At 49.8% G+C, this 13,281-nt stretch carries 13 protein-coding genes; 6 read left to right on the top strand and 7 right to left on the bottom strand.

The features are described from left to right. Window positions 1-9: 9 nt before the first annotated feature. From yebS to DOU50_RS20740, 4 genes are all read left to right on the top strand, one after another. Window positions 10-1,293 (top strand): membrane integrity lipid transport subunit YebS, encoded by a 1,284-nt coding sequence (gene yebS / locus DOU50_RS20755; RefSeq protein ID WP_148770115.1) that lies wholly within the window; start codon window positions 10-12, stop codon window positions 1,291-1,293. Continuing rightward, window positions 1,262-3,895, top strand: coding sequence for a PqiB family protein (locus tag DOU50_RS20750; RefSeq protein WP_153257554.1), 2,634 nt, complete (start codon window positions 1,262-1,264; stop codon window positions 3,893-3,895). The genes yebS and DOU50_RS20750 overlap by 32 nt, the downstream gene beginning before the upstream one ends. Window positions 3,896-3,972: 77 nt before the next feature. After that, complete coding sequence (rsmF, locus tag DOU50_RS20745; RefSeq protein ID WP_148770113.1) at window positions 3,973-5,415, top strand: 16S rRNA (cytosine(1407)-C(5))-methyltransferase RsmF; 1,443 nt, start codon at window positions 3,973-3,975, stop codon at window positions 5,413-5,415. 106 nt (window positions 5,416-5,521) lie between these two features. Then, window positions 5,522-5,761, top strand: coding sequence for a YebV family protein (locus DOU50_RS20740; protein WP_008500472.1), 240 nt, complete (start codon window positions 5,522-5,524; stop codon window positions 5,759-5,761). 34 nt (window positions 5,762-5,795) lie between these two features. On the opposite strand, the gene pphA is transcribed toward DOU50_RS20740, so the two are convergent. Next, a complete protein-coding gene (gene pphA, locus DOU50_RS20735; protein WP_148770111.1) occupies window positions 5,796-6,440 on the bottom strand; it encodes a protein-serine/threonine phosphatase in 645 nt (214 codons plus the stop codon). Window positions 6,441-6,616: 176 nt separating this feature from the next. Here pphA and DOU50_RS20730 point away from each other — a divergent pair, with 176 nt between their 5' ends. Further along, on the top strand, window positions 6,617-7,558 hold the full coding sequence (locus tag DOU50_RS20730; RefSeq protein ID WP_061714879.1) for a VirK/YbjX family protein: 942 nt from the start codon (window positions 6,617-6,619) through the stop codon (window positions 7,556-7,558). 540 nt (window positions 7,559-8,098) lie between these two features. Here DOU50_RS20730 and DOU50_RS20725 read toward each other — a convergent pair. From DOU50_RS20725 to DOU50_RS20715, 3 genes are all read right to left on the bottom strand, one after another. Then, entirely contained in the window at window positions 8,099-8,410 is a 312-nt protein-coding gene (locus tag DOU50_RS20725) for a hypothetical protein (RefSeq protein ID WP_024909712.1), read from the bottom strand. A gap of 433 nt (window positions 8,411-8,843) precedes the next feature. Beyond that, the gene (locus tag DOU50_RS20720; RefSeq protein ID WP_148770109.1) at window positions 8,844-9,101 is read right to left on the bottom strand and encodes a hypothetical protein; all 258 of its coding nucleotides are present in this window, start codon (window positions 9,099-9,101) and stop codon (window positions 8,844-8,846) included. A gap of 247 nt (window positions 9,102-9,348) precedes the next feature. Beyond that, entirely contained in the window at window positions 9,349-9,768 is a 420-nt protein-coding gene (locus tag DOU50_RS20715; RefSeq protein ID WP_148770107.1) for an Exc2 family lipoprotein, read from the bottom strand. A gap of 187 nt (window positions 9,769-9,955) precedes the next feature. On the opposite strand from DOU50_RS20715, the gene DOU50_RS23990 reads away from it, so the two are divergent. Beyond that, window positions 9,956-11,068 (top strand): colicin-like pore-forming protein, encoded by a 1,113-nt coding sequence (locus DOU50_RS23990; RefSeq protein ID WP_148770105.1) that lies wholly within the window; start codon window positions 9,956-9,958, stop codon window positions 11,066-11,068. 37 nt (window positions 11,069-11,105) lie between these two features. Here the strand turns inward: DOU50_RS23990 and cui are convergent, their stop codons facing one another. From cui to DOU50_RS20695, 3 genes are all read right to left on the bottom strand, one after another. Next, window positions 11,106-11,654: a colicin immunity protein Cui gene (cui, locus tag DOU50_RS20705; RefSeq protein ID WP_148770103.1), complete on the bottom strand. Its 549-nt coding sequence runs from the start codon at window positions 11,652-11,654 to the stop codon at window positions 11,106-11,108. A gap of 350 nt (window positions 11,655-12,004) precedes the next feature. Continuing rightward, window positions 12,005-12,130: a hypothetical protein gene (locus DOU50_RS23965; protein WP_265589657.1), complete on the bottom strand. Its 126-nt coding sequence runs from the start codon at window positions 12,128-12,130 to the stop codon at window positions 12,005-12,007. A gap of 812 nt (window positions 12,131-12,942) precedes the next feature. After that, window positions 12,943-13,281, bottom strand: a complete 339-nt coding sequence (locus DOU50_RS20695) for a YebY family protein (RefSeq protein ID WP_024909705.1) — start codon at window positions 13,279-13,281, stop codon at window positions 12,943-12,945.

Raw genomic sequence — 13,281 nt, 5'->3', positions numbered from 1 at the left:
GCGCAGCTGATGGCCTTAAAAACAACCAAAATTACGCCGACAAGAAAGATAACTGTCCATACGGTAAGCGAAGCTTTGCCACGTGCACATTATCAGCGTTGCCCCCAGTGCGATACGCTTTTTATGTTGCCGAAGATGAAATCGCACCAAAGTGCCTTCTGTCCCCGCTGCGACGCCAAAATTCGCGATGGCCGAGACTGGTCGTTAACCCGTCTCGCCGCCATGGCCGTCACCATGCTGCTGCTGATGCCCTTCGCCTGGAGCGAACCGCTGCTGAAACTCTACCTGCTTGGCGTGCGCATTGACGCCAATGTGCTGCAGGGTATCTGGCAGATGACCCGTCAGGGCGATCCCATCACCGCCGCCATGGTGCTGTTCTGCACCGTTGGCGCGCCGCTGGTGCTGGTTGCCGCCATTGCCTATCTTTGGTTTGGCAATATTCTCGGCATGAACCTTCGCCCGGTGCTACTGATGCTGGATAAGCTCAAAGAGTGGGTGATGCTGGATATTTATCTGGTGGGCGTGGGCGTTGCGTCAATAAAGGTACAGGACTACGCCTTTTTGCAGCCCGGCATCGGGCTCTTTGCTTTCATCTGCCTGGTATTGCTAAGCATCCTGACGCTGATTCACCTGAACGTTGAGCAGCTCTGGGAACGGTTTTACCCTCAGCGCCCCGCTACGCGCCCCGATGAAAATCTGCGCGTCTGTCTGGGATGCCACTATACCGGCTTACCCGACGCGCGTGGACGCTGCCCGCGGTGCCACATTCCGCTGAGACTGCGCCGCAACAATAGCCTGCAAAAATGCTGGGCCGCGCTGATCGCCTCCCTGGTGTTTCTGATCCCAGCCAATATGCTGCCGATTTCTATCATTTACGTGAATGGCGGGCGTCAGGAGGATACTATCCTCTCCGGGATTATCTCCCTTGCACACAGCAACGTCGGGGTGGCGGCGATCGTTTTTATTGCCAGTATCCTGGTTCCCTTTACCAAAGTGGTGGTGATGTTTACCTTGCTCATCAGCATTCACGTTAAATGTGAACAAGGCTTACGAACACGCATTCTGCTTCTGCGGTTCGTCACCTGGATTGGCCGCTGGTCAATGTTAGATCTGTTCGTGATTTCGCTGATGATGTCGCTCATCAATCGCGACCAGCTACTTGCTTTTACAATGGGACCCGCGGCTTTTTATTTCGGCTCTGCGGTGATATTGACTATTCTTGCTGTGGAATGGCTGGATAGCCGCTTACTTTGGGATGCACATGAGTCAGGAAACCCCCGCTTCGCCGACTGAAGCGAGAATTAAAACAAAACGCCGCATTTCGCCATTCTGGTTGCTGCCCGTCATCGCCCTGATGATTGCAGGCTGGCTTATCTGGACGAGCTATGAAGATCGCGGGAGTACGGTCACCATTGATTTCCAGACCGCCGACGGCATCGTCGCCGGGCGAACGCCCGTTCGCTTCCAGGGGGTTGAAGTGGGTACGGTTCAGGACATCTCCCTTGGAAAAGGGCTGAACAAGATTCAGGTGCGGGTCAGTATTAAATCTGACATGCAGGATGCCCTGCGCAGCGAAACGCAGTTCTGGCTGGTGACGCCGAAAGCCTCTCTGGCCGGCGTGTCCGGGCTGGATGCGCTCGTGGGCGGTAACTATATTGGCATGATGCCGGGTAAAGGCGAGCCGCAGGATCACTTTGTTGCTCTGGATACGCAGCCCAAGTACCGCCTCAATAACGGCGATTTGATGATCCATCTGCAGGCGCCGGATCTCGGTTCTCTGAACAGTGGCTCACTGGTCTATTTCCGCAAGATCCCGGTTGGCCGCGTGTACGACTACGCGATTAACCCGAATAAACAGGGCGTCACCATCGACGTGCTGATCGAGCGTCGCTTCACCAATCTGGTGAAAAAAGGCAGCCGCTTCTGGAACGTCTCCGGCGTGGATGCGGATCTCAGCCTGAGCGGTGCGAAAGTGAAGCTGGAGAGTCTGGCCGCGCTGGTGAATGGCGCTATTGCCTTTGACTCCCCGGAAAACTCAAGCCCTGCCACCGCTGATGACTCATTTGGATTGTATGCTGACCTGGCGCACAGCCAGCGCGGCGTGATCGTCAAACTCGCCCTGCCCGATGCTAAAGGGCTAAAAGCGGGCTCAACGCCGCTGATGTATCAGGGATTGCAGGTTGGTCAGCTCACCAAAATGACGCTCAACCCGGGCGGCTCAGTCACCGGCGAAATGACGGTCGACCCGAGCGTGGTCGATCTCCTGCGCGAGAAAACGCGCATCGAAATGCGCAGTCCAAAGCTCTCTCTGAACGATGCCAGCCTCAGCACGCTGTTGACCGGCAATACGTTTGAGCTCATCCCCGGTGAAGGTGAACCCAGCAATAGCTTCGTGATTGCCCCGGCGGATAAAGCCCTGCTGCAAAAACCGGGTGTGGTAACCGTCACGCTGAATGCGCCAGAAAGTTACGGTATCGAAGCCGGGCAGCCGCTAATTTTACACGGCGTGCAGGTCGGTCAGGTGCTGGAGCGTAAGCTCTCCGCGGATGGCGTGACGTTCTCGGTCGCCATCGATCCGCAATACAGCGACCTGGTGCACGGTGACAGCAAATTCGTGGTGAACAGTCGCGTCGATGTGAAGGTGGGTCTGGACGGCGTGGAGTTCCTCGGCGCCAGCGCCAGCGAATGGGTTAACGGCGGCATCCGTATTTTGCCTGGCGATAAAGGCCCCGTGCGCGACAGCTATCCGCTGTATGCCAACCTCGAGAAAGCGATTGAAAACAGTCTGAGCGATCTTCCTACCACCACGCTGACGCTAAGCGCCGAAACGCTGCCGGACGTACAGGCGGGATCCGTGGTGCTGTATCGCAAGTTTGAAGTCGGGGAAGTGATCACCGTTCGCCCGCGTGCGGACGCCTTTGATATCGAACTGCACATCAAGCCGGAGTACCGCAAGCTGCTGACGCCAAACAGCGTCTTCTGGGCCGAAGGCGGCGCGAAAGTTCAGCTTAACGGTAACGGGCTGACCGTGCAGGCCTCCCCGCTCTCACGCGCGCTGCGCGGGGCGATTAGCTTCGATAATCTCAGCGGCGCGGGTGCGAATCTGCGCAAAGGTGATAAGCGTATTCTCTTCCCGTCCGAAACCGCCGCACGTGCAGTAGGCGGGCAGATTACCCTGCACGCGTTTGATGCCGGTAAGCTGGCGGAAGGCATGCCAATTCGCTATCTGGGTATTGATATCGGGCAGATCCAGAAGCTGACGCTGATTACCTCACGTAACGAGGTGCAGGCCACCGCCGTGCTTTACCCGGAATATGTGCAGACCTTCGCCCGCACGGGCTCGCGCTTCTCGGTGGTCACGCCGCAGATCTCGGCCGCGGGCGTGGAGCATCTCGACACCATTTTGCAGCCGTACATCAACGTTGAGCCCGGCCAGGGCAATGCCCGTCGCGATTTCGAGCTGCAGGAAGCCACGATCACCGACTCACGCTACCTTGGTGGCCTGAGCATCGTGGTGGAAGTGCCGGAAGCAGGCTCGCTGAACATCGGCACGCCGGTACTGTTCCGCGGCATTGAAGTGGGTACGGTCACGGGCCTGACGCTTGGTACACTCTCCGATCGCGTGATGGTGGCGTTACGCATCAGCGAACGCTACCAGCACCTGGTTCGAAATAACTCGGTATTCTGGCTGGCATCAGGCTACTCGCTGGACTTCGGCCTGACGGGTGGCGTGGTGAAAACCGGCACCTTCAACCAGTTCATTCGCGGCGGTATCGCGTTTGCCACGCCGCCGGGAACGCCGCTGGCGCCGAAAGCGCAGCCGGGTAAACACTTCCTGCTGCTCGAAAGCGAACCGAAAGAGTGGCGCGAATGGGGAACCGCCCTGCCACGTTAAACAGCAAGGCTCCGGTGTCAACGCACCGGAGCCTTTATGTTACACTGCGCACCTGAACTTTTCCCTGTGGTGTGCCCGTGGCTCAAAACTCCGTATTTCTTCCTGAACAATTCCTGGCGCAGATGCGCGAGGCGCTTCCTTCTCACCTGTCGTTAGACGATTTTATCGCCGCCTGCCAGCGTCCGTTACGCCGAAGTATTCGCGTCAACACGTTGAAAATCAGCGTCGATGATTTTCTGGCACTGGTCTCGCCGTACGGCTGGCAGCTTACGCCGGTACCGTGGTGTGCTGAGGGGTTCTGGATCGAGCGCGATGACGAAGCCTCACTCCCGCTGGGCAGCACCGCTGAACATCTGAGCGGCCTGTTCTATATTCAGGAAGCCAGCTCGATGCTGCCTGTTGCCGCCCTGTTTACCGATGGCAATTCGCCTGAGCGCGTGATGGATGTTGCCGCGGCGCCCGGCTCAAAAACCACGCAAATTGCCGCCCGGATGGGTAACCAGGGGGCGATCCTTGCTAACGAGTTTTCCGCCAGCCGCGTGAAGGTGCTGCATGCCAACATCAGCCGCTGCGGTATTCATAATGTTGCACTGACGCACTTCGACGGACGCGTGTTTGGCGCCGCCCTACCGGAAGCCTTCGATGCCATTCTGCTGGACGCCCCTTGCTCCGGCGAAGGGGTGGTGCGCAAAGATCCCGATGCGTTAAAGAACTGGTCCGTGGAAAGCAACCTGGAGATCGCCGCCACACAGCGAGAGCTGATCGAGAGCGCATTTCACGCTTTGCGGCCTGGCGGCACGCTGGTCTATTCAACGTGCACCCTTAACCGCGATGAAAACGAAGACGTCTGTCTGTGGTTGAAAACGAACTATCCGGATGCAGTCGAGTTTCTGCGGCTTAACGATCTGTTTGCCTCGGCACAAGAGGCGGTCACCCCCGAGGGTTTCCTTCACGTGTTCCCGCAGATTTACGACTGTGAAGGGTTCTTTGTGGCGCGTCTGCGTAAAACGCAGGCGGTTGCTCCCCTGCCCGCACCTAAATTCAAGGTCGGCAACTTCCCGTTTGCCCCTCTTAAAGGTCGCGATGCAGCACAGCTTGAAGCCGCCGCCAAAAAGGTTGGGCTGGTCTGGGATGAGAGCCTGCATCTCTGGATGCGTGATAAAGAGATATGGCTGTTCCCGGCTGAGATCGAGCCGCTCATCGGAAAGGTCCGTTTTTCGCGAATCGGGATCCGCCTGGCGGAAGTGCATAACAAAGGGTATCGCTGGCAGCATGAGGCCGTTATCGCGCTTGCCGGACGCGAGAATACCTTTGCCCTGACGCATCAGGAAGCCGAAGAGTGGTATCGTGGTCGCGATGTCTATCCGGACAGCGCGCCATCAGGCGATGAAGTGATAGTGACGTATCAGGGATACCCGCTGGGGCTGGCAAAAAAGGTCGGCTCAAGGCTGAAAAACAGCTATCCGCGCGAGTTGGTTCGGGATGGTCGGCTGTTTACCGGTAACGATCGCACGGGCTGAAAAAAAGCGCATTTTTTTACTGGCGATTTTGCTCTCCTTGTCTACGATCAAAAATGGGTGACTGCACTGGTCATACCAGATTTTGACAACAGAACCGGAGAGCACTATGACGAAAACCAGCGTGCGTATTGGCGCTTTTGAGATCGACGACGCAGAGCTGCGCGGCGAAGCACAAGGCGATCGAACGTTAAGTATTCCCTGCAAATCCGACCCGGATTTGTGCATGCAGCTCGATGCATGGGATGCAGATACCAGCGTCCCGGCAATACTTGATGGCGAACACTCTGTCCTTTACCGTGAGCATTACGATAGTAAAACCGATGCCTGGGTCATGCGTCTTGCCTGACCTAAAGAGAACCCGCCCGAAGGCGGGTTATTTATTACTGCAGCTGCGCCAGCGTAAAGTAACCGTCAAATACGGCGCCCGTATCAATGTAGTGGAGATTATTAAAATCATACCTTCTGTCGAGGGGCGTATGTCCGAACCAGAAATGATCCGCGCCGCTGATGCCCTGCCCTTTGCCCACCATAAATCCCATCAACCTGTCGCGGTTCCATAAGACGCGCTGGGCGCTGACCGGTTTTTGCCATTGGTATTCCGTAGCCGGATAATCCGCATGGGCTATCACATTCAGACCATTCGCACAGGTTATCTCGATGATATGCGGTAAATCGCGACAGGCCTCAAGCAACGACAGCGCAAGCTGTTGCTGGTCGCGTTCAAGTTGCGCAAACCACATTCCACCATTTATCGTCCAGAGCGAAAAATCGTTATTATCCAGACTGTCGAGCGCCATTTGCTCGTGGTTGCCCCGCACGGCACGAAACCATTTTTCATGTATTAACTGCAGGCATTTCACGCTATCAGGGCCACGATCGATGATATCCCCGACAGAAATAAGCAAATCCTCATACGGGTTAAAATGACGGCGTTTAAGCTCATCCATAAGCCACTGATAACAGCCGTGTATATCGCTGACAACCCAGACGTGACGCCACATCCCACCTTCAATTCGCTGATACATAAGCCCTCCCATAGGAAGTATAGTTACAGTTGACTTATGTGTAGGGACGCTGCACAGGAGCGCTTTTCATGAAGCTAAACAAACAGTAAACTAAGGATAAATAAATGTTTCACCAGTATTAATACTCTTTTGCATGCCCCCTAAAATATGCATTGCATAAACTTTGAGGTTTTCCCGTGTCAAATACGCGCCTGCAAAACGATGCGCCACAATCGCATCGTACCCATATCATTTCCGAACTGGTGAAAGGCAAACTCGTTCCAGGCCCTATCTGGCAAAAACGCGAGTACCGTCTTAAATTTCTGTTACGTTCATTGCTGTTCTGGTCTTCTACGCATCGCATGCTCGATGCGCTGGCTCGCCGCGACGATTTTGATCAGTTACTGGCTTCGCAGATCACCCTGCCGAGCAAAACACATCGCCAGTATCTGATGCGTGGCATGAACGCCAATGCGCGTGCCGATGCCATCGTCAGCCATTATCAGTGGATTGACTCTCTGAAAGACGTCGGCCTGGTCAAGGCCTTAACCGGACCACAAGAGCAATCCATTGTTGAGTTTCATGCCAAAGATGGCGTGAGCTATAACGTCAACGCCATGAATGCCAGTAAAGCAGAGCGTGAGGGCGAATGTACGCTGTGGCTGCGTGATAACGAAAATACCCTGCTTGCCAGTGTGACATTTTGCGTTGCTCGCGAAAACGGAGAATATGTTCTGGTGATTGGCGGTCTTCAGGGCCCGCGACGCAGCGTATCCCGTGATGTGATCAAACAGGCAACCCGAGCCTGCCATGGTCTCTTCCCGAAACGCGTGTTGATGGAAGTGCTTTTCCAATTGGCCACACTTTCCGGCATCAAAGCCATTTATGCGGTCAGCGATGAAGGTCATATCTTCCGTGCACTGCGTTATCGTCTGAGTAAAGGTCGCCATTTCCACGCCAGCTACGATGAGTTTTGGGCCTCTATCGACGGTCAAAAACGTTCAACCTTCAGTTGGCAGTTGCCATTGCAGATGGAGCGCAAATCCCTTGAGGAGATCGCCAGTAAAAAGCGTGCCGAATACCGCCGTCGCTTTGAACTGCTTGATGAAATTGAGGCATCCGTTAAATCCCGCTTTTAAACACGGTTCTGGCTTTTACTGATTGCACACGAAAATTTAACAAAACAGGCAAAAAGGGCTGGACTTCCGCATGCTGTGTTGCGTTATGTTTTAAGCAGTCGAACAGGACGAGCGCGCTGTATGAGAAAGAACTATTGGGATTACTCGTTTACTTTCATACGGATAAACAGACCGAATGCGATTCCTGTTTATACCTGCAATTTATATTTCTGCGGTATATCAAACACATACGCATCAACCAGATTAAAAAGCATACATCTGGTGATGCGTTTTCAGGCACTAAAAATCATATAGTTACTTAAAATTCCGGACAAATTCGGACGTATTTCGAATCGATTCATATCAAATTTACCAGCCGCCCCCGTTCCTGCATACTACGGGTTGCGGCTTCCTGATTGTAAATTTTCAACCTTATGATTTAACTCGTTGAGTGCCTGAAGGCATAGTGAGATAACACCTGGATATTTCATAGCGTAGCTGTGTTTACTATCATCTCGTTTTCTTGTTAGCGATATTACAATAAAAACCGCCCGTAGGGGGCTATGCTAATGAAACGGGTAATTTATCCTCTGATACGCCCTTGTCTCGTAGTGACTGTCGATACATTGCGATTCTCTCCAGCTCAACTTGAGATGGATAACTATCAGAGAGATATATTGCGAACTCGTATACAGGCGGCGGGTTGAAAGTTATCACTGAATACCCAGCATCTTCCAGCAACTCAACAACAATCCCATATGATGGCCTGATACCCGTAAACCAGTAACAGCCATGTCTCTCCATACCCTGAACCGCCTTCGCTGCATGCTCTCTAAAAATAGCCAAATAAACAGATTCAGTAAATGCTTCCATTACACAGACTCCAGTCATCACTTTACTCTAAAAGAACTACAACAAATGTGTATGTAGGAATGCTAATCTCATAGATCTATTTTATGCTGTTCCTGAAGAAGTCTTATAGATTAAAGGCTATGGGTTTAGAGAAACTGCTTCCAGACCAGCTTATTGAAAAGCGCTTTTACACCTTCCATTATCAAAGCTACAAAAATCATATAGCCACCTAATACGGTCAGTATGTTGGACTATGCACCACTGAACACCAACCCAATGTCACCTATCAACAGAAGCCCAATGCCGATCCAAAAAAATATGAAAGCTATGAACAGTAATTGAATAAACCAAATCAGTTAACCCAATCTTCAATTGCAACTTTTCCATTCTTCTGCCTCAGCCAATGTGAGTAGATTGCTTATTATACGCAAAAATCAACTTACCTTTCACACCATTAATTTAAATGTTCTGAATCACCCGCTATAGCCTCGCCATCCTGAGTTATTAATGCCTTCCCCTGAACTTTTGCGAAGTCCAGCCTACCGCAGAGCGCAATCAGGATGGTGTCACCTATTTCCGGATTTCTGGCAATATTAATTATCACGTACTCAGCTGATGTTTCGATAGTTCGGCAGTTGTCCTCATGACCGCAAAGGTTGGTAATAGTGAGTATCTCCTCAGCGAGGTCTAATGCAGGTGATTGAAAACCCATGATAACCCCCTAACACCTAACTGTATGTTTATAGAGCTCAACTAAAAACTGAAGGTCAAGAATTTGGGTCAAAAAAACCGCACAAGCGGGTAAGCGATTAATAAAAAAGCACTAAACACCATTATCTAATTCAAGAGAAACCATACAAAATCATCTTTAATTAAAGCGTTGATGTTAATGAGCCACAACCAGGTGTGTTCGTGAATGTAATGCAGAAACGGGTACCGAAATTTTCTGTTATTACCACTCACATCCTTCCTTCATAGCCATCAATGTAAGCTTCAGAGATAGCATCGCTCATGGCTTTACGCTGTTTAGCCGACCATGATTTATTGTCGACGTAACGAGTGCCCGCAAAAATAGTTTCACTCTGGATGGAGTTCAGAAATGCCTCGCTACGAAACTTATCTGCACGCTTGTTCGCGTCCTCTAAAGACATGCCTGATAAGCGGTCTTTTGCTCCCAGATCATGAAAAGTTTTAAAGAATGGCACCGCCATCTTAATACTGTCGGCTCTTATAACGCGTACATTCGGGTCAAAGCCGTCATCTGCAGCATATACATACTGGCGTGCATGGCGTTCTGCACTTGTTTGAGGGGTGCATGCGCTGCTCATCAAAGATGATGTTAACAACGCACACACGAATAATCCGTTAGATTTATTCATGAAGATCTCCTTTCCAGTAAACAATATTCCCATCAGTAGCTTATCAGGATTTTCCGCTCTCAGTCATACCCCAAAATCTGTCATTGACACGTTAGAAACAGCGGCGTAGGATTCGAACTACTGTATATATAACAATGTGTTTATATACAGCATTATCTAACTTTTAACCGTCAAAGAGGAATTAACTATGAGTGGTAATGGTGGCGACAACGCACACAACAATGCGTTCAGTGGTGACAAAAATCCTGGCATCGGTAACTCTGGTTCTGGCAGCCATTCCGGTACATCAGGAAATGGAGGGAATGGTGGCCGTACACAGAATATTAATGGATTTTCTGTGGATCCAAACAACAGTGCACAGGTGAATGCTGCTAACAGAGGTGATGCGGCTGGAGTATTTTCTGCCGGTGGTGCAATTGCTATCAGTTCCGGGGTAGACAGTCATTCAGGTAAAGGCTCCGGTGGTAATGGTGGTAACTCAGGTTCACAGTCTGGCAGTAATAACTCCCAGAATCAAAATGGAAATAGCACTACGAGTGCTCCATCTACCTGGGATAGGACGGCAAAGTACTATGGCTCCAGTGATAAAGTTTCCCGAAAAGCGCTTAAGAACTTATATGAACAAGCAGTGCGGGATGGAAGTATACCAAAAGCAGCCCGGGGTAATTTGCGCGAAAATGTCCAGAAGATGCTCGATGAAGATAATCAAATTGAAGCATTACAAAAAGCCAGCGAAATTATTGCTGACATGGGGGAAAAAGTTGGTAGTCACCTGGGTCAAAAATATAAAGATGTGTCAAGGGACATCGCAAGTAACGTTAAAAACTTCCAAGGTAAAACAATTCGTAACTACAATGATGCAATGACCTCTCTGAATAAGATTATTGCCAATCCAGGGATGAAAATTAATCAAGGTGATAAAACTGCGATCGTTAACGCATGGAAAAGTCTGAATGCAAGTGACATGGCAAACAAACTCGGCAATCTAAGCAAAGCATTTAAGACTGCAGATCTGGTGATCAAAGTCGAAAAAATCCGAGAGAAAAGTATTGAAGGATATGAAACAGGAAACTGGGGTCCATTGATGCTAGAGGTAGAGTCCTGGGTTATTAGTGGCATTGCTGTCGGTGTGGCTATGGGAATCTTTGGCGCCCTGGCATCTTTTGTTGCGACAGTCGTCGGGCTTCCTATTACTGCATTAACAATTGCAGGAATTATCGGTATCAGTTATCTGGCTTCATTCATTGACGATAAAATCGTTGATAAAATCAACAATGAAATAATCAGACCAGCTCATTAATCTAAAAGGGGCAGAGATGTTATCTGCCCCTTAGCTTTCAACGGTGCTTTATTTTTAACTTTAAAATCAAGAAAACTGCATAAGCATAGCTGATGTAATAGCAGGTGAGTATATAACACACATAAAATACGCTTACAAAAAAAACGGTAAGAAGATAATCGTTCCCTGATAAAAGCCTCATAAATCGTCCTGATTCAGTTAACTCCACGTTACACACCAACAAATAATAAACAATTGCAATATAAAACACGGTGAATAGCATAAAAGCCAAAATACCTTTCGTGAAAGAAAAAGTGGTTTTTAAATTTAACTCTCTCCGCGCAATCAAAAAAAACAAAACACCTAACAAAGGAGCGATTTTAACATAAAAACTCATAACACCACTTAATAATGGGTTACTGGCTGAAATCAGCTCAGGAACTTTACCAGATAAAGTATACAAATAATTTAGAAAATCGCTCCCTTGGTTGTTAGCATATAATAAAAAAATCAGAAGCAAAGGTATAACCCCGACAAGAAAAATATAATACATCCTTTTTGCCGCAATGTTTGTCATATCCCTTGATTTAATTTGCTTCATAGACATATCACCTACCCTGTGTTTGGAACTTGTCCCTCTGAGTTTAGTCAGTGGATTGAATAATAGAATAATTATATTGCAGATCTGCTAGCCGATCCATTTTGTCGGTGTTGTTGAATTTTTTTCATACATAAAAGCAAATAATACAATTAGTGGGTTAACTTTTCTCCACAACCTTATGCCAGTTATCTGCAAGCTCTCTTCGAGCCCCCCTCTCCCCTCCTGGCGGAAAAGAGAATCCAACTCGCCATTTTGAACAACCGTTAGAGCACCTAATTTCTGCGCCCCCCCAGTTCAACCCACGACTTCGGACCTTCAGTGAAGAGGACATGCCACAATTGGGGCATTTCGGTAGATCAGTCATTCCCCAGCCCCTGCAGACGCTGAAAATTAGCCAGCTTCGCTTTCGTGCGGCCGATTTCGGTCGAGATATGGCGCGATGAGGGAATAATCAGATCATCTGGGCGGCTGGCGAAATGCATTTTCTCTCATTTACGGTCTTAAATTACCATCCTGAGATTTACGCCTCTTATGCATTTGCTAACAAGCTCAACAGTGTAAGCAGGGTCCTTCCTCGAGTTCATATGATTGCAAAAAACAGACTCACGCATACATGGGGACAGCATCTGCGTATGCCTCGGTACTTAACTCTATAGATAATGATGTTCTTCAATTACTTGCCACAAACCCTGAAATTTTTGATTTCGAAACAATTGATGATGGAGTAGTTAACATTAACGACTTTCAGACCATGGGGGTTGTGGCATTTGCGAAAGGATGTCTGTTCTCAATTCTCCCAACTGGAAGTGTGAGGATCATGAATCGCCGAGTTAAGGTAAACGCACCTTATAAGCAGTCTTGCCTTGAAACGAGAGATCGCATGGTTGCAAAACTCTGAGATCGTCTGTGCAGAGCATTCCCAGCATTGCATGAGTTTGGTTGTTAATTTAAAAAACGGTGTGGTATAACGGGAATTGCCGGATATTGAAGTTCGGACAATTTTGGGACATTTTCGGACAGAGCGCCGTAAGTGACTGAAATATAAGACAGATAAAAAGAGACCGAATACGATTCCTGTATTCGGTCCAGGGAAATGGCTCTTGGGAGAGAGCCGTGCGCTAAAAGTTGGCATTAATGCAGGCTAAGTCGCCTTGCCTTTTAAGAATAGATGACGACGCCAGGTTTTCCAGTCCACAGCTAAAGCGGTCGGAAAAAAAGCGCCAGAGCATCATAAAATGTGAAAAACCGCAGTGCTTTCGCAAGCATCTGCGGTTTTTTATTGGAAACCTGAACGTTAGCAGAGCTTGTCGGCACGCTCGATAAACGGCGCCAGACTCATCTTTTGTCCCGGATGCGCCGGGTCATCGATCTGAATAATGCTGATCGGCTGGCCGCTACTCTTGCCGCTGGCTACCTGCTGCTCTGCGGTATCATTTAACGGGTATTGCACCAGCGTGCTCGGGTTAATGGCATACAGCGCATGGCCCGGACGGCAGGTCAGCATCACCTCTTCGCGATTGAACGCCCATTTGTCCTTACCGACTTCAAAACGGCTGACGGTGATAACCTGCGGTGCGGCAAGCGCGCTCCCCGTGCAGGCCAGCAATATGAGAGAAAGTACTGTCTTTTTCAT

This window comes from Enterobacter sp. C6 (genome assembly GCF_008122455.1).
In the GTDB taxonomy this organism is placed as follows: Bacteria; Pseudomonadota; Gammaproteobacteria; order Enterobacterales; family Enterobacteriaceae; genus Enterobacter; species Enterobacter pseudoroggenkampii.
The sequence above is the reverse complement of the archived record's forward strand: the minus strand, read 5'-3'. Positions and strand labels throughout refer to the sequence as shown.